16 protein-coding genes and 4 pseudogenes are annotated in these 16036 nt (G+C 73.7%); 7 read left to right on the forward strand and 13 right to left on the reverse strand.

All coding sequences use genetic code 11. The features are described 5' to 3' along the window. Nucleotides 1-263: 263 nt before the first annotated feature. The 9 genes and pseudogenes from ACFYZ8_RS19105 to ACFYZ8_RS19145 all read right to left on the reverse strand — a co-directional run bounded on the left by ACFYZ8_RS19105 (nucleotide 264) and on the right by ACFYZ8_RS19145 (nucleotide 8953). A complete protein-coding gene (locus ACFYZ8_RS19105) occupies nucleotides 264-3257 on the reverse strand; it encodes an AAA family ATPase (RefSeq protein ID WP_388529718.1) in 2994 nt (997 codons plus the stop codon). Further along, nucleotides 3254-4417 carry an exonuclease SbcCD subunit D gene (locus ACFYZ8_RS19110; RefSeq protein ID WP_388529715.1) on the reverse strand — a complete coding sequence of 388 codons (1164 nt, stop codon included), beginning with the start codon at nucleotides 4415-4417 and terminating at the stop codon, nucleotides 3254-3256. Before ACFYZ8_RS19110 ends, ACFYZ8_RS19105 begins: the two co-directional genes overlap by 4 nt. Before the next feature lie 103 nt (nucleotides 4418-4520). Continuing rightward, nucleotides 4521-5147 carry a YigZ family protein gene (locus tag ACFYZ8_RS19115; protein ID WP_388529712.1) on the reverse strand — a complete coding sequence of 209 codons (627 nt, stop codon included), beginning with the start codon at nucleotides 5145-5147 and terminating at the stop codon, nucleotides 4521-4523. Nucleotides 5148-5206: 59 nt separating this feature from the next. After that, a complete protein-coding gene (locus tag ACFYZ8_RS19120) occupies nucleotides 5207-5746 on the reverse strand; it encodes a histidine phosphatase family protein (RefSeq protein ID WP_359032153.1) in 540 nt (179 codons plus the stop codon). Further along, entirely contained in the window at nucleotides 5743-6459 is a 717-nt protein-coding gene (locus ACFYZ8_RS19125; RefSeq protein ID WP_388529709.1) for a hypothetical protein, read from the reverse strand. The genes ACFYZ8_RS19120 and ACFYZ8_RS19125 overlap by 4 nt, the downstream gene beginning before the upstream one ends. A gap of 191 nt (nucleotides 6460-6650) precedes the next feature. Then, entirely contained in the window at nucleotides 6651-6980 is a 330-nt protein-coding gene (locus tag ACFYZ8_RS19130; RefSeq protein ID WP_388529706.1) for a DUF190 domain-containing protein, read from the reverse strand. Nucleotides 6981-7051: 71 nt separating this feature from the next. Then, nucleotides 7052-7753 carry a response regulator gene (locus ACFYZ8_RS19135; RefSeq protein ID WP_388529703.1) on the reverse strand — a complete coding sequence of 234 codons (702 nt, stop codon included), beginning with the start codon at nucleotides 7751-7753 and terminating at the stop codon, nucleotides 7052-7054. Between the two features lie 244 nt (nucleotides 7754-7997). Then, a pseudogene (locus ACFYZ8_RS19140) lies at nucleotides 7998-8473 on the reverse strand (CBS domain-containing protein); the annotation flags it as partial. 15 nt (nucleotides 8474-8488) lie between these two features. Further along, nucleotides 8489-8953 (reverse strand): cyclic nucleotide-binding domain-containing protein, encoded by a 465-nt coding sequence (locus ACFYZ8_RS19145; RefSeq protein ID WP_359032157.1) that lies wholly within the window; start codon nucleotides 8951-8953, stop codon nucleotides 8489-8491. A 312-nt stretch (nucleotides 8954-9265) separates the two neighbouring features. Between ACFYZ8_RS19145 and ACFYZ8_RS19150 the strand changes: the two genes are divergently transcribed. Together ACFYZ8_RS19150 and ACFYZ8_RS19155 are read left to right on the forward strand one after the other, a co-directional pair. Continuing rightward, nucleotides 9266-9451 carry a hypothetical protein gene (locus ACFYZ8_RS19150; protein WP_388529701.1) on the forward strand — a complete coding sequence of 62 codons (186 nt, stop codon included), beginning with the start codon at nucleotides 9266-9268 and terminating at the stop codon, nucleotides 9449-9451. Between the two features lie 74 nt (nucleotides 9452-9525). Further along, nucleotides 9526-9933, forward strand: a pseudogene (locus ACFYZ8_RS19155) (universal stress protein); the annotation flags it as partial. Nucleotides 9934-10080: 147 nt separating this feature from the next. Here ACFYZ8_RS19155 and ppk2 read toward each other — a convergent pair. Further along, nucleotides 10081-10884, reverse strand: coding sequence for a polyphosphate kinase 2 (gene ppk2 / locus ACFYZ8_RS19160; protein WP_359032158.1), 804 nt, complete (start codon nucleotides 10882-10884; stop codon nucleotides 10081-10083). A gap of 289 nt (nucleotides 10885-11173) precedes the next feature. Between ppk2 and ACFYZ8_RS19165 the strand changes: the two are divergent. The 3 genes and pseudogenes from ACFYZ8_RS19165 to ACFYZ8_RS19175 form a co-directional block, all read left to right on the forward strand. Beyond that, nucleotides 11174-11575: pseudogene (locus tag ACFYZ8_RS19165) on the forward strand (histidine kinase); the annotation flags it as partial. Nucleotides 11576-11703: 128 nt separating this feature from the next. Continuing rightward, on the forward strand, nucleotides 11704-12111 hold the full coding sequence (locus ACFYZ8_RS19170) for a CoA-binding protein (protein ID WP_359032159.1): 408 nt from the start codon (nucleotides 11704-11706) through the stop codon (nucleotides 12109-12111). A 60-nt stretch (nucleotides 12112-12171) separates the two neighbouring features. Further along, entirely contained in the window at nucleotides 12172-13383 is a 1212-nt protein-coding gene (locus tag ACFYZ8_RS19175; protein WP_388529698.1) for a 4-hydroxybenzoate 3-monooxygenase, read from the forward strand. Between the two features lie 4 nt (nucleotides 13384-13387). Here ACFYZ8_RS19175 and ACFYZ8_RS19180 read toward each other — a convergent pair whose 3' ends face one another. Further along, a complete protein-coding gene (locus ACFYZ8_RS19180) occupies nucleotides 13388-13747 on the reverse strand; it encodes an ArsR/SmtB family transcription factor (protein WP_388529695.1) in 360 nt (119 codons plus the stop codon). Nucleotides 13748-13756: 9 nt separating this feature from the next. Here ACFYZ8_RS19180 and ACFYZ8_RS19185 point away from each other — a divergent pair. Then, nucleotides 13757-14860: pseudogene (locus ACFYZ8_RS19185) on the forward strand (cation diffusion facilitator family transporter); the annotation flags it as partial. Nucleotides 14861-14865: 5 nt separating this feature from the next. Here the strand turns inward: ACFYZ8_RS19185 and ACFYZ8_RS19190 are convergent. Further along, nucleotides 14866-15363 (reverse strand): YbaK/EbsC family protein, encoded by a 498-nt coding sequence (locus ACFYZ8_RS19190; RefSeq protein WP_388532049.1) that lies wholly within the window; start codon nucleotides 15361-15363, stop codon nucleotides 14866-14868. Between ACFYZ8_RS19190 and ACFYZ8_RS19195 the strand changes: the two genes are divergently transcribed. Next, entirely contained in the window at nucleotides 15247-15501 is a 255-nt protein-coding gene (locus ACFYZ8_RS19195) for a hypothetical protein (RefSeq protein WP_388532144.1), read from the forward strand. The genes ACFYZ8_RS19190 and ACFYZ8_RS19195 overlap by 117 nt on opposite strands. Here the strand turns inward: ACFYZ8_RS19195 and ACFYZ8_RS19200 are convergent. After that, nucleotides 15444-16016: an XRE family transcriptional regulator gene (locus ACFYZ8_RS19200; RefSeq protein WP_359032164.1), complete on the reverse strand. Its 573-nt coding sequence runs from the start codon at nucleotides 16014-16016 to the stop codon at nucleotides 15444-15446. The two genes, ACFYZ8_RS19195 and ACFYZ8_RS19200, sit on opposite strands and share 58 nt — an antisense overlap. Between the last annotated feature and the right edge of the window lie 20 nt (nucleotides 16017-16036).

Genomic DNA, 16036 nt, shown 5'->3' on the forward strand with positions numbered 1-16036 from the left:
TCGAAGGACCGCCAACTTGGCGAGAACTTGACTCTTCGTCAGTAACTGGTGACGGTCTCGTCCGGCTGCGTAACCCCGTGAAGATCGCCGAGGTGACCGCCGGGTGCGGTGGCGCCCCTGCCGCGGGCAGTGATCTTCGTCTCTTCACGTCGCCGGTGAACGCCGGCTCACCCTTGCGGCGTACGTGACCGGCACTCAGGTCGCGTTCTTCCTTTCCCTGTCTGCCGGCGTCGGCGAGTTCTCCTGACCTTTCGGTCACAGCACTAGCCTCCGCCCCGCTGCTTCAGCACCGACCCCGACCGCCCCTTCACGACCTCCAGTTGTGCGTGGATGCGGCGGCGCAGATCGGCCACATGGCTCACGATGCCGACGCTGCGGTCGCGTTCCCGCAGGGAGTCCAGGACGTCGAGGACCTCGTCGAGGGTCTGGTCGTCGAGGCTGCCGAAGCCCTCGTCGATGAAGAGGGTGTCGAGCCTGACCCCGCCGGCCTCGTCGGTGACGACGTCCGCGAGGCCGAGGGCCAGGGCGAGGGAGGCGAAGAAGGTCTCGCCGCCCGACAGGGTGGCCGTGTCCCGCTCCCGTCCGGTCCAGGCGTCGACGACATGGAGTCCGAGTCCGCTGCGGCCGCGGCCGGTGCGGTCGTCGGAGTGGACGAGGGTGTAGCGCCCTGACGACATCCGTTGCAGACGCGCGGTGGCGGCGGCCGCGACCTGCTCCAGGCGGGCCGCGAGCACATAGGACTCCAGGCGCATCTTGCGTTCGTTGTCCGCGGAGGTGCCGGCGGCGAGCGAGGACAGCCGGGCCACCCGGTCGTACTCCTCGCGCAGCGGCGCCAGCCGTCCGAGGCCGGCGACGGAGCGGGCGGAGAGGCGGTCGAGTTCGGCGCAGCGCCGGGCGGCCGCGTCGCGTGCGGAGGCGGCCTCGCGGACCCTGCGGCCCGCGTCGGCGGCGGCCCGCTCGGCCGCGAGGACGTCGGCGGGCGGCTGTTGGGCCGCCTCGGCGGTGTCGGCCTCGGCGAGCACGGCCCGTACGGCGGCCTCCTCGGTCTGCCAGGCGTCCAGGCGGTGCTGGAGGTCGCGGTGGGCCGCCGCGTCGAGGAGGGCGGCGGCCGCGGCCTGCGGGGTGTCGAAACCGGCCCGGAAGGCGGCGTCGGCGAGCCGGGCGTCGGCGTCCTTGAGCCGCTGGGCGGTGTCCTCGGCGACGCGCGCGGCGTCGGCGGCGTCGGTGAGCAGCGCCGCCTGCCGCTCCAGCTGGTCGGCGCGGGCGGCCACGGTGTCGGCGGCACCGCGCGCTTCGGCCAACTCCGCTTCCAGGGTGGTGCGTTCCCGGTCCAGGGCGTCCCGTCGGGCGGCGCGGGAGGCGGTGCGCACGGCGGCCTCCCGCTGGGCGGCCAGTCGTTGCTCGCGCTCCCGCTCGGCCTGGCGGAGCTGTTCCGTCGCGGTGTGCAGCGCCGAGGCGAGGGTGCGGACCTGGGCGTACTCGCCCTCCAAGTCGTCGGCCTGTACGGCGAGTTCCTCGGTGGAGGTGTCTCCGGCCTCGCCCTGGGCGGCGGCCAGAGCGCGCTGGACGAAGGCGAGGCGGCGCTCGGCCTCGGCCCGCTGTTCGTCGGCGTGCTGCGAAGCGGTGAGCGCGCGCTCCTCGGTCTCCCGGTCGACGTGTCCCGCGTCCTTGCGGGCGGGCGCGGGGTGCTCGGTGGCGCCGCAGACCGCGCAGGGCTCGCCGTCGGTGAGCTGGGCGGCGAGTTCGGCGGCGATGCCGTTCAGCCGCTGCTCCTTGACCTCCAGCCACTTCGCGCGGGCCTCCTGGGCGCGATCCGTCGCCTCGACGACCTGCTGCTGGGCGTCGTCGGTGTCCCGGGCGAACTGGTCGCGCTGGCGTGCGGCGGCGAGCCGCTTGCGGGCGGGCTCCCGCTGCACGGCCAGCTGTTCGGCACGGGTGGCCGCCTCCTGGGCGGACTCCACGCCGTGCTGGAGCCCCGCACGGGCCTCCTCCCACCCCGCGAGCCAGGTCTCGGCCTCCTGGAGGACCTTCTCGTCGGACCGCTCCTCGCCGTCCAGCTCGGCACGCTCGCGGACGAGTTCGCCGAGCCGCTGTTCGGCGCGCCGGGCCGAGTCCAGGCCGCCCAGCTCCTCGGCCGCCCGGCGTGCGGCGGTGGCGAGCCCGGCGGCGCCCGCCCCCGCGAAGGTCTCCGGCAGCAGCCCGCGCGCGCGGGTCTCGGCCGCGGCCGCCCGCCGGTGCTCGGCCTCGGCCGCCTCCCGCAGCTCCAGCGCGGGTGCCACCGCCTCCGCCTTGCGGGCCCGCTCCATCCGGGCCTGCGCCTGCCGGTAGCCGTCGGCCCGCTCCTCCAGCAGCGCGGCCCGCTCGCGTGCCTGCGCGAACCGCCGTTGCAGCCGGTCGACCTCGCGTACGTCGGCCAGGGCGCGCTCGGCGGCGGCCTGGGCGGACTCGGCGGCACCGAGCGCGCAGTGGGCGATCGTCAGCTGTTCCCGGGCGGTGCTGCGGGCGACGGCGCCCGCGCTCAGGACGGCCTCGGCCAGCCCCGGCTCCCCGGGCGCCAGCTCGGGCAGCTCCATGGCGTCACCGGCCGCCTGCTGCATGCGGTGCGCGTCCGCCAGCAGCGCGGCATCGGCCTCGCGCACCTGGGCTTCGGCGGCGCGGCGCCGCTCGGCCAGCCGCTTCTCGACCTCGGCGAAGCGGTGGGTGTCGAAGAGCCGTCCCAGCAGCTTGCCGCGCGCCTCGGCGTCGGCCCGCAGGAAGCGCGCGAAGTCGCCCTGGGGCAACAGCACGACCTGGCAGAACTGCTCGCGGCTCATGCCGAGCAGCTGGGTGATCTCCTCGCCGATCTCCTGGTGGGACCGGCTCAGGTCCTTCCAGGCCCCGGCCACGGCGTCGTACTCCCGCAGCCAGCTCTGCGCCTTGTCGAGGGTCGTCCCGGAGCCGCGCTTCTTGGGGCGCTCCCACGGCGGCTGGCGGGTGACCTCCAACCGGCGTCCGGCGACGGTCAGTTCGAGGCGGATCTCGGTGCGGGTGCCCGCGGCCGCGTGATCACTGCGCAGGGCCGTCCCCTGGCCGCTCTGCCGGGCGCCGGGCACCGAGCCGTACAGCGCGTAGCAGACGGCGTCGAGCACGGAGGTCTTCCCGGCGCCCGTAGGGCCGTGCAGCAGGAACAGTCCGGCGGCCGACAGCTCGTCGAAGTCGACCTTCTGGGAGCCGCCGAACGGCCCGAAGGCGGTGATGTCCAGCCGGTGCAGCCTCACCGCGCCACCTCCCGCACGGCCTCGTCCGCGCGCACGGCGTCGAACGCGTCCCGCAGCACGGCCTGTTCCCGCTCGTCGGGCCCGGCGCCGCGCACATGGGCCACGAAGTCCTCGGCGATCTCCTGGTCACTGCGCCCGGCCAGCCGCCGGGCGTAGGACACCTCGGGGTCGTCAGGGTCCCGCTCGGGATCGAAGACGAGGCTGAGGGTGTGCGGGAAGCGCTCACAGAGCCGGGCCATGGGTTCCGCCGGGCGGACCGGGTCGGTGAGGGTGGCCTCGACCCAGGCCTCCTCCTGCGGCAAGAGCCGCGGATCGGCGAGGAGTTCCTCCAGCGTCCCGCGGATCCGGGCCAGCGCGCGCGGCACCGGGCAGTCGACCCGCTCGGCGCTGACCGCGCCCTCGGCGTCCAGGTCGACGAGCCACATGCTCTTGCGGTGGTCGGTCTCCGAGAAGGAGTACGGCAGCGGGGAGCCGGAGTAGCGCACGCGCTCGGTGATGGTCTGGCTGCCGTGCAGATGCCCGAGGGCCACGTAGTCGACCCCGTCGAAGACACCCGCGGGCACGGCGGCCACTCCGCCCACGGTGATGTCCCGCTCGCTGTCGCTGGCCTCGCCGCCGGTGACGAAGGCATGGGCGAGGACGACGGAGCGCGTCCCCCGCGCGCGGGTCGCGAGGTCGGCGCGGACGCGGTCCATGGCGGCGGCGAGCACGGCCTCGTGGCCCGCCTTCTTGACGCCGAACTCGTCCTTCACCAGGGCCGGTTCGAGATAGGGCAGACCGTAGAAGGCCACGTCGCCGTGAGCGTCCGAGAGCACCACGGGGGTCCCGCAGGCCGCCGGCTCGGTCCGCAGATGGATTCCGGCGCGTCCGATCAGCCCCGCGCCCACACCCAGGCGGCGGGCCGAGTCGTGGTTCCCGGAGATCATCACCGTCGGCACACCGAGCTCGGCGAGCCGGTGCAGGGCGTCGTCGAACAGCTCGACCGCGGCGAGCGGCGGCACCGCGCGGTCGTACACGTCCCCCGACACGACCACCGCGTCCACCCCGCGCTCCCGCACGGTCGCGACGAGGTGACCGATGAACCCGGCCTGGGCCCCGAGCATGGTGACCCGGTGGAACGCCCGGCCGAGATGCCAGTCGGAAGTGTGCAGCAGCCTCATGATCCCCGACCCTAACGGCCGGGTCTGACATCACGGGTGGTTACTCCCGTATCGACCCGTCATGACCGCAGCCGAGTAGGCCCGTTATGACCGAAACGCCCAACTAGGCGTCTCCGTACGCCTCTCCCCCGAGCTCGAACCCCGCCGTCCCCGCGGTCGCGTCCGCCAGCCACCCCCGGAACGCCTCCACGTCCCCCTCCGGCAGCCCGATCTCGATCGTGACCGCCTCGCCGTAGCGGACATCGCGCACCGCGCGCCCGGTGGACCGCAGGTCGTTCTGTACCTTGCCGGCGCGCTGGTGGTCGACGGTCACCGTGGCGAGGCGGAACCGGCGGCGCGTGAGGGTGCCGACGGCGTCCAGGGCCTCGCCGACCGCGCCGCCGTACGCCCTGATGAGTCCGCCCGCGCCGAGCTTGACGCCGCCGTAGTAGCGGGTGACGACGGCGACGACGTACCGCATGTCGCGGCGCAGCAGCATCTGGAGCATGGGGACGCCCGCGGTGCCGCCGGGTTCGCCGTCGTCGCTCGCCTTCTGGATCGCGGCGTCGGCGCCGATGACGTACGCGTAGCAGTTGTGGGTGGCGTCGGTGTGCTCCTTGCGGACGGACGCGACGAAGTCCTGGGCCTCCTGCTCGGTGGCCGCCGGGGCGAGGGCGCACAGGAAGCGGGAGCGGTTGACCTCGGTCTCGTGCACACCCGCGCGGGCCACTGTGCGGTACTCGTCCGGCATCCGGCCAGCCTAATCGGTGATCGAACACCGGCCGCGTGTCCGTCCGGGGCCCGCCCCGGTCACTTCCTGCCCCGCGGCACCAGCACGGAGGTGAGCAGCGCGGTGCCCGGCTCCAGGGCCCGCCAGGACGTGCCGTGCCAGGCCAGGACCGCGATCGCCGAGGTCGGGAACTTCACCCGCACCTCGTCCAGGGCGTCGTCGAGGCTGTCGCCGGCCAGCGTGAGGACCAGCTCCTCCAGGCCGGGGTTGTGGCCGACGAGGAGCAGTGTCTCGACCTCGGGAGGCGTCTCGTGCACGGCCGCCAGCAGCTCCGGTACGTCGGCCCCGTACAGCTCCGGGTCGAGGCGTACCGGTGGCGGGGTGCCCCACTGGGCGGAGGCCAGCTCCCAGGTGTGGCGGGCGCGTACGGCGGTGGAGCACAGGGCGAGGTCGGGCAGCAGGTCGGAGGCGGCGAGGACACGGCCCGCCTCGGGCGCGTCGCGGCGGCCGCGGGGTCCGAGGGGGCGTTCGTGGTCGGCGACGCCCTCGGGCCAGGCGGACTTGGCGTGTCTCAGCACGACCAGCCGGCGCAGCGGGCCCGCTCCGGTGCGCGCGTTCATGCCGGGGACCCCAGGTCGCGGGTGAGGTCGAGGCCGAGCAGCCGGTCCGCGTACGCGTACGTCTCGAAGCGGGCGCCCTCGGGCAGCTCCGACTCCTCGACCCACTCCAGCACACGCAGCACCTCGGGTACGTCCAAGTCGTCCTCCCAGGCGGTGCGGAGACGTCCGCGCACCTTGTCGGGCACGGGCCGCGACGGATGCCGGGCCCAGGCGGCGACGGCCCGGCGCCAGCGTACGAGGGTGCCGCGGGCCTCGGCCAGGGCTGCCTCGTCCAGCCGTGCGGGCGTGCTCCGGGGCGGGGTGAGCAGGGCGAGGCGGACCTCGGCGGGGTCGGCGTCCGCCGGGACCTCGGACGTCTCGACGGGCGCGACGGCGACCCGGACGCCGTCGGGGATCGCGCCGCCCTCGCCGACGACATGGACGGCCTGGCTCTCGCCCCAGCCGGGGCCGACGTCCCGGCGGTCCTCGAAGGGCCGGATGCCGAGGGCGGCGGCGCGCGCCTGCAGCTCCGCCTGTTCGCGGCGGCCGGTGAGCAGCGCCCACACGGGGGTGCCGCCGATCTCCAGGGCCCGGGCGAGGAGGTCGGCGACGAGCAGGACTCTCAGGGCGGAGGGGTCGTAGCCCGGCACGTGGGCCTCGACCCGGGTCAGGCCCCTCCGGGCGGGGACGGCGTCGACGGGCTCGCCGGTTCGGGCGTCGGTGATGCGCAGCACGGGGCGAGCGTAGGCGGGTGAAGGGCTCGGCGCAGGTGACTGGCCGGTATTCCGGACACGGGCGCGGGATTCAACCAACCGCCTGCGCCGCCCCGGCTCACGCATCGACCTGCGGGGAGTGGATACCGCGCACGCTGTCCCGGCTCGCTCGTCGACCTGCGGGGAGGGGATACCGTCCCCGCTCCCCCGGCTCACTCGTCGACCTGCGGGGAGGGGATGTGGACGCGGTCCAGGACGGCGACCGCGGACGTCTCGCCCAGGACGTCGGCCACCAGCGGCAGGAAGGACCGCAACCGCGGCTCGTCGTCGACCACGACCACCGCGCAGGGCCCCTTGGCGGACATGGGGTCCCCCGCTCCGAAGCCGAGGACGCCCTGGAAGACGCTCGCGCCGGACAGGTCCGCGCGGTGGGCGCGGTGGGCGCGGTGGACGAGTTCGGCGTAGGCCGGCCGGTGGTGCCACAGTTGCGAGGCGTCGAGGTGGATGGTGAGACGGGCGGCGGGCGTGCCGTACCCGGGCATCGGCCACCCCTGCCGTAGGACTGCTGCGCGAACTACGCCCCGGCGGGCGTTCGGGCCAGGGTGGAGGGCCCTCACCTGGTGGGCCGGTCGCCCGGCTCCGACTGTTCCAGCTGCGAGGCGAGGACCGCGGCCTGGACGCGGCGCTGGACGCCGAGTTTGGCCAGCAGCCGGGAGATGTGGTTCTTGACGGTCTTCTCCGACAGGTACAGCTTCTTGCCGATCTCGCGGTTGGTCAGACCGTCGCCGATCAGGGCGAGGATGTCCCGCTCCCGCGGGGACAGGCCGGCCAGTTCGGGCGCGATCGTCGGCGTCCCGGCCGGGTCGGCGCGCAGCGAGCGCATCAGACGGGCCGTGGTCGCGGGGTCCAGCATGGACTGGCCGGAGGCGACCGTGCGGACCGCCGAGACCAGGTCGGAGCCCCTGATCTGCTTGAGGACATAGCCCGAGGCGCCGGCCATGATGGCGTCGAGGAGGGCGTCCTCGTCGTCGAACGACGTCAGCATCAGACAGGCCAATTCCGGCATCCGGCTGCGCAGTTCGCGGCAGACGGTGATGCCGTCGCCGTCCGGGAGGCGTACGTCGAGCACGGCCACGTGGGGGCGCAGCGCCGGGCCGCGGACCAGGGCCTGCTCGACGGTGCCGGCGTCGCCGACCACCGAGATGTCCGGTTCGGCGTCGAGCAGGTCGGTCAGGCCCCGCCGTACGACCTCGTGGTCGTCCAGCAGGAAGACACGGATCGGACGGTCTTCCGTGAAGGTGCCTGGCTCGGTCATGACGACCCCTCGTTCCCCGGTGGCGGACGGACTGCGGGCTGTCCCTGAGGCCGATCATCGCTCGCGGGGGCCGGAGGTACTAGGGCCGACCGGCCCAGGGTGCCCCAGAAGGCCGGACGTCCTTGGAGCGAGCGGCGCTGGTGGCGCTGGTGGCGCTGCTGGCGCTGCTGGCGCTGGTGGCGCTGGTGGCGCTGGTGGCGCTGCTGGCGCTGCTGGCGCTGGTGGCGCTGGTGGCGCTGGTGACCGACGGTCCGTGTTCCCCCAGCTCGAAGTCCACGTCCACCACGCCCTCGACGGCCCGCACCAACCGCGCGGCGACGGGGATCAGGGAGGTGTCCCGGACCCGGTCGACGAGCCGGACCGCACCGTCGTCGACCTGGACGCGGATCGCCGAGCCCGGGGGCTGAGCAGGTCGGACCGGCTGACGACGCCCTCGTGGAGACCGAGTTCGTCCACCACGGGCAGCCGCTTGACCCTGGCGTGGGCCATGGTGCGGGCCGCCTGGGCGAGCGTCGTGTCCGCGCGGGTGGTGAGCGCCGGTGAGGTCATCAGCTCCTCCGCGGTGACCGCCCCGGCCTTCGCCAGGTCGGGCAGGCGGCGCAGCTGTGTGTACCGGTCCGGGTCGCTGTCGCGGAACTCCTCCTTGGGCAGGTCCCGCATCAGCCGCACGATCTCCATGAAGGTGGCCCTGCGGCCGACGGAGGCCACGGTGGGCGTCATGACGACTCCTCGCCTTCAGACGATGCTGCCGGAGCCGTACGGGGCGTACAGGTCCAGGAGCCGGATCCGGGCGGAGTGCAGTCGGTGGGCGAGCACGTCCCCGACCCACTGGGCCACGGAGCTGCCCATGGCCGGGTCCTCCTGGCACATCAGGCGGACGGCCGTGGCGTCGAACTCGTACGCCCGTACCGGGCTCGTGGCCTCGGCGCCCAGGTGCCAGCTGTGCGGGGTGAACAGCCAGGACCAGCCGACGAGTTCGTTGTGCCGGAGGGTCTCGATGACGGCCGGCCGACGGCCCGGCACATGCATGTCGAGCTGGACGGTGCCGGTCCGGATGATCCAGAACCGGTCGGCCCGGCTGCCCTCCTCGAACAGGCGCGCCCCTTGCGGGAACGACACCTCGCGGGCGACGCGCATCAGCCGGCGCCGGTGTTCGGCGGGCAGGGCGCGCAGCATGCTGGGCGTGGGGGTGGTGATCATGGCCTGCCTCCCGACGGGTGGGGAACTGCTGCCAGCGTGCTCCGCCTGACCGGCGACGGCCCAGGGGCCACTCGGTCCATCGAGCGGGCCACTCGGCTCCGGTGCGGGGCCTTGCTCGGGGTGCGCCGGCCTGTTGACCCGGGGCGCTTCTCGGGCGGGCGTGCCCCCGGGGCCTGGCGCGACCCGGGCTCCCCTGGGCTGCGGCGTCTGGCGCTGCCCGGGCTCCCCTGGGCTGCGGCATCTGGCGCTACCCGGACTCCCCTCTGCTCCGGCCTCGGCGCTGCCCGGGCTCCCCTCGGCTCCGGCGTCTGCGTGGACCGGGCGTCCGACGAGGCCGTCCTGCGGGGCGTGCCGCTGCGGATCGTCAACGTCTGCCTGCGGGAACGCTACGGGAGTGCCGCTCTCGCCCATGACCTCGGCCGGCCGTCCGAGCGGGGCCGCCGCAGGACGTCGTCCACTAGGCCGTCCGGCGGGCCGGCGCCCGCCACCCGCACCTGAGGGTGACCTCGTAGGTGGTCTTCGAGGAACCCGAGTACGCGCTGGTGCGGGAGAGCCGCGGTGTCTCCGCGCCGGTGACCGGCGCCCGTGGCCGCGGCGGCATGGCCGAGGCGCTGCTGGGTTCGGTGCGCCTGACGGTGGCCGGGCACGCGCACTGCCCGGTGATCGTCGTCCGCGGCAGCCACGACAACCAGGCCCGGTCCGGGCGGCAGGGCCGGATCGTCGTCGGGGTCGGCGGCCCGGCGGCGCTGGACTTCGCCTTCGCGGAGGCCGCGCGACGCCAGGTACCGGTGGAGGCGGTACGGGCCTGGCGGTGCCCGGCGCACGAGAGCACCGATCATCCGCTGCCGGCCGGGGAGCCCGCCCGGCCGCACGAGCGGCAGGCGGTCGACGCGCTGGACGCGGCGCTCCGGGACGCGCCCGGCGATGCCGGACTGCACCGCCGTACCGTCGAGGGCCCCGCCGGGACGGTGCTGGTCGACGCCTCGCACCATGCCGGCCTCCTGGCTGTGGGTGCCCGGCGGCGGGCCGGCACTTCGGGCTCCGGCCGGGCCGGGTGGCCCACCGGGTGCCGTACCACTCCGCCTGCTCGGTGGCGATCGTGCCAGAGGAGGGGTGACCGGGTCCGCTCAGAGGCCCGCCGCGTGGTCGGGGACGTAGGTCTGCAGATCACGCGGCGGGCGCTCGTATCCGGTGGACCTCGGCCGCTCGGGCAGTTCGAGGACCGGTGGCGGCACCTCGCGATAGGGCACGGAACCGAGCAGATGGGCGATCATGTTCAGCCTGGCCCGGCGCTTGTCGTCGCTCTCCACGACGAACCACGGTGCCTCCGAGATGTCGGTGTGCACCATCATCTCGTCCTTGGCCCTGGAGTACGCCTCCCAGTGGGTGATGGACTCCAGGTCCATCGGTGAGAGCTTCCAGCGCCGCAGCGGATCCTCCAGGCGCTTGCGGAACCGCTCCTGCTGCTCGGTGTCGCTCACCGAGAACCAGTACTTGCGCAGCACGATCCCGGCCTCCACGAGCATCCGCTCGAAGATCGGGCACTGGCGCAGGAACAGCTGGTACTCCTCCCTGGTGCAGAAGCCCATGACGTGTTCGACGCCGGCCCGGTTGTACCAGGACCGGTCGAACAGCACGATCTCCCCGGCCGCCGGCAGGTGCTCGACGTACCGCTGGAAGTACCACTGGGTGCGCTCGCGCTCGGTCGGCTTCGGCAGCGCCGCGATCCGGGCGACCCGGGGGTTGAGGTGCTCGGCGACCCGCTTGATGGTGCCGCCCTTGCCCGCCGCGTCCCGGCCCTCGAAGACCACGACCAGCCGGGCGCCCTCGGCGCGCACCCACTCCTGGAGTTTCACCAACTCCGTCTGCAGACGCAGCAGTTCCTTCTCGTAGGTCTTGCGCGACAGCCTCTCCGCGCCCTTGTCGGCCATGCCGCCTCCGCCCTCCGACGACTTCCGGGGCGGCCATCGCCCGCCCGGCGTCGAACACCTGGGCGTCACCGTACTTTCCGGCACCGGGCCGCGCACGCCGGACGCCTGCCGTCAGGCCCGCCGCCGAGTCGGCCGGCACCCCGGGCGCCGCGCAGGCATGCTCAGCCGGACCCGTACCCCCGCGGCCCGTGGGCCATTACCGTGGCAGGGACCGCGGCGGCCGGTGCCCGCCGGCGAGGGGACCGGAGGAGCACAGGTGGGAAGCCCTGAGGAGCCCCGGGAGGCCCGTATGCGGCTGCCGCAGCTGAGGCTGGACGAGCTCCTGGAGGAGTTGCAGGCCCGGCTGGACGCGGCCCGCGGTACCCGTGACCGGGTGCACAGCCTGCTGGAGGCGGTGCTCTCGGTGGGCCGGGAGCTGGATCTGGAGCAGGCCCTGCACAGCATCGTCGAGGCCGCCGCGGTGCTGGTGGACGCCGAGTACGCGGCACTCGGCGTGATCGGACCGGACGGCAGCCGGCTGTCCGCCTTCCATACCGCCGGGGTCAGCGACGAGCGGATCGCGAAGATCGGCCCGTACCCGGAGGGGCACGGCATCCTCGGTGAGCTCATCCGCCGGCCGCGGCCGCTGCGCCTCACGAAGATCTCCGAGCATCCCGCGTCGTACGGCTTCCCGCCGAACCATCCCCCGATGGCGGCACGACGCTGGTGTGGTGGGTCCCCCTGCCGGCACAGCCGTAGGAGACCTCGGGTCGGGAAGATCCGGACGGCCGCCGGTGTTCCCCCCCATGCCACAGTTCCACCATCCCCGGGAGATCCGACGTGTACGGCGACCCAGCGACGACTCGCAAGATCCTCACCGAACTCGGCGACACCTGGGCCGTCGTGGGCCTGTCGTCGAACCAGCGGCGCGCGGCCTACAGCGTCGCCGAGGTGCTCCAGCGCCACGGCAAGCGGATCGTGCCGGTCCATCCCAAGGCGGAGACCGTGCACGGCGAGCAGGGGTACGCCTCCCTCGCGGACATCCCCTTCGACGTCGACGTGGTCGACGTGTTCGTGAACAGCGAGCTCGCGGGAGCGGTCGCCGACGAGGCCGTGGCGAAGGGCGCGAAGGCCGTCTGGTTCCAGCTGGACGTCATCGACGAGGAGGCCTACGACCGCACCCGCGCGGCCGGCCTGGACATGGTGATGGACAAGTGCCCGGCGATCGAGATCCCCCGCCTGCGCTGACGCCTCGCCGGACTCCGGCCCCCCTCCCGGCCGCAGCCGGGGCGTCGCCATAATGACGGGGTGACCTCCCACCCCAACTCCGGTTCCCCACAGTGTTTTCCGGTCGTCATAGTCGGCGCCGGGCCCGCCGGGCTGACGATCGGCAACATCCTGCGGGCCGCGGGCACGGACTGTCTGGTCCTGGAGGTGGAGACCCGCGAGTTCATCGAGCAGCGGCCGCGCGCGGGCGTCATCGAGGAGTGGGCCGTACGCGCTCTGCAGCGGCGCGGTCTCGCCGACACCCTGCTGGAACGCGCCCAATTGCACACCGAGTGCGAGTTCCGCTTCGCCGGAGACCGCTTCCGCTTCGCCTACGGCGAGCTGACGGGACAGCACCACTTCGTCTACCCCCAGCCCCTGTTGGTCACGGACCTGGTCCGCGAGTACGCCGACGTGCGGGGCGGCGAGATCCGCTTCGGCGTCCAGGACGTCCGGCTGCACGACCTGGAGACGGCCCGGCCGTCCGTGTCGTACACCGACGCCGACACGGGTGAACGACACCTGGTCGAGTGCGAGTTCGTGGCCGGCTGCGACGGGGCCCGCGGGGTGACCCGCACCGTCCTCCCCGAGACCACGAACATCGCCCGCCACGACTACGGCATCGGCTGGCTGGCGCTGCTCGCCGAGGCGCCGCCGTCCTCCGACTGCGTCCTGTTCGGCATCCACCCGAACGGCTTCGCCGGGCACATGGCCCGCAGCCCCGAGGTCACCCGCTACTACCTGGAGTGCCCGCCCGGCGACGACCCGGAGAACTGGCCCCACGACCGCGTCTGGGCCGAACTCCAGCAACGCCTGGGCGCGGACGGCACCCCGCCGCTCACCGAGGGACGGCTGATCGAGAAGCGCGTCCTCGACATGCACAACTACGTGGTCGAGCCCATGACGTTCGGCCGCCTCTTCCTCGCCGGGGACTCCGCCCACCTCACCGCGCCCATAGCGGCGAAGGGCATGAACCTCGCCCTGCACGACGCCTTCCTGCTCGGCGACGCGCTCGTCGACTACCTCGGCAAGGGCGACGGCAGCGGTCTCGACGGCTACTCGGAGGCCTGTCTGCGGCGCGTGTGGGACTACCAGGAGTTCTCCCAGTGGCTCTCCGAGGTCTACCACGGCACCTCGTCGGGCGACGACTACCGCGCGGGCACCACCTTCGCCCGCCTGCGCCGCCTGTTCACCTCGCCCACGGCCGCCGCCGCCTTCGCGGAGCAGTACCTGGGTACGGCGGCGGCGTACTGACGTCTCAGTCGTGCACCGGCCGGTCGCTGAGCCGGTGGTCGGCCACGTTCAGGGCCTCGTCGACGAGCCGGCGCAGATGGCCGTCGCGCAGGGTGTAGATCACCCGGCGCCCCTCCTTCCGTGTGTTCACCAGCCCGGCGAGCCTCAGCCGCGCCAGGTGCTGGCTGACGGCCGGCCGGGCCGCTCCGCATGCCTCCGTGAGGGTCGTGACATCGGCCTCTCCCCCGGCCAGGGCGTGCAGGAGGGTGAGGCGGGTGCGGTCGCCGAGCAGGGCGAGGATCTCGGCGGCGAGGGCGAACTGCTCCTCGCCGGGGGTACGCGGGTGCGCATCGTGCGCAGGTGACAGGTGCATGCGTGCGCTCATACGCACATAATGGCCTCATGGGCGGGGTACGTCCACCATCGCGCGCGTCGGAAGGGGCACCAAGTGAGCGAGCACGGCCACGAGCATGAGCATGAGCATCCGCATGGGCACGAGCACAGGCATGGACGCCACGGCTTCCGTCATCGCCTGGGGCACCTCCTCACTCCCCACTCCCACGAGACCGCCGACAAGCTCGACTCGGCCCTGGAGTCCTCCGCCCGCGGCATGCGCGCCCTGTGGGTCTCCTTGGCGGTGCTGGGGGTCACGGCCCTGGCGCAGGCGGTCGTCGTGGCGGTGTCCGGGTCCGTCGCGCTGCTCGGCGACACGGTGCACAACGCGGCGGACGCGCTGACCGCCGTACCACTGGGCATCGCCTTCGTGCTGGGCAGGCGCGCGGCCACCCGCCGTTTCACGTACGGCTACGGCCGCGCCGAGGATCTCGCGGGCATCGTGATCGTGCTGACGATCGCCGCGAGCGCGGCCTTCGCGGGGTGGGCGGCGATCGACCGGCTGCTCGATCCGCGTCCCGTGGCGCACCTCCCGGCGGTCGCCGCGGCCGCGCTGGTGGGCTTCGCCGGGAACGAGTGGGTCGCCCGCTACCGCATTCGGGTGGGCCGGGACATCGGCTCGGCCGCGCTGGTGGCGGACGGACTGCACGCCCGCACCGACGGGTTCACCTCACTGGCCGTGCTCGTCGGGGCCGGCGGCTCGGCGCTGGGCTGGCAACTCGCCGACCCGATCGTGGGGTTGGCGATCACGGCCGCGATCACGCTGGTACTGCGGGACGCGGCACGCGAGGTGTTCCGGCGCTTGCTCGACGCCGTGGACCCGGCGCTCGTAGACCGGGCCGAGGGTGCGCTGCGCGAGGTCGAAGGGGTGCGCGCGGTGGGCGAGTTGAGGCTGCGCTGGATCGGGCACCGGCTGCGCGCGGAGGTGGCGGTCGTGGTGGACGGGGAGATGACGGTACGTCAGTCGCACGCGGTCGCCGTGGCGGCGGAGCACGCTCTGCTGCACGCGGTGCCCCGTCTCACGGCGGCCCTGGTGCACGCCGATCCGGCGCCGGTGCCGGGCGAGAGGGACCCGCATCATGCCCTCGCCCACCACGCGCCGGCCGGAGGTCAGGCGACGCCGAGTCCTTCGAGTACCACCGCCCCCGGCAGTTCCGCGAAGGCCTTCCCCGGCACCAGCAGCTTGCCGCGCCGGCGCCCGCTGCCGACCAGGACGTACGGCAGGTCGACCACGGCCGAGTCGACCAGCACCGGCCATGCGGCGGGAAGCCCTATCGGGGTGATGCCGCCGTACTCCATGCCGGTCTCGCCCGTCGCGGTGTCCATCGAGGCGAACGAGGCCTTGCGCGCACCGAGTTGGCGGCGGACGACCCCGTTGACGTCGACCCGGGTGGTGGACAGGGCCACACACGCGGCGAGGGTGGTCTCGCCACCGCGCTTGCCTGCCACCACGACACAGTTCGCCGACCGCTCGAGGAGCTCCCGGCCGTAGTGCTCCACGAAGACCGCGGTGTCGGCCCACTGCGGGTCGGTGTCGACGTACACGATCTGCTCGGCGGGGACGCTGCCGCTCCAGTGGCGTACGGCGTCGGCGACCGGGCGGACCAGCTCGTCGAGGGCGGCGGGGGCCGGGACGGCGTGGTCGAAGTGTCCGATGGGTGCGTCCATGACGGCACGCTAACAGCCGCTCAGGACACCGCCGGCACCGAGACGGCCATGACCATCTCCATCGGTACCGCGCCCTGATTGCCGTACGTGTGCGGGGTGTTCGCCTCGAAAGAAGCGCTCGCGCCTGCGGGGACCCGGTGTTCCACCCCGTCGACAGTGAGGGTGAGCTCGCCGGCCATGACATGCACGAGCTCGACCGTGCCCGTGGGGTGCGGGTCCGACGGGCTGCTCTCGCCCGGCATCAGCCGCCAGTCCCACATCTCCAGCGGGCCCGGGGCCTCGGCGCCCGCGAGGAGCCGGTTGTAGCTCCCCGCATCGGTGTGCCACAGCCGTACGGCCTGCTCGGCGGGGACGACCCGCACCTTCGGCCCCCGCTCGTAGTCGAGCAGGGTGGTGATGCTGATGCCGAGGGCGTCGCCGATCTTCACGACCGTGCCGAGGCTGGGGTTGGTGCGGGCCTGCTCGATCTGGATCAGCATGCCGCGGCTGACTCCGGCCCGGGCGGCGAGCGCGTCCAGGGTGAAGCCGCGTTCGGTCCGCCAGCGCTTGACGTTGCGCGCCAGGGACTGAGTCAGCAGGTCGAGGTCCGACACATCACGTCCAATATTCTGTA

The sequence above is a fragment of the Streptomyces sp. NPDC001668 genome, assembly GCF_042893155.1.
Classification (GTDB): domain Bacteria; phylum Actinomycetota; class Actinomycetes; order Streptomycetales; family Streptomycetaceae; genus Streptomyces.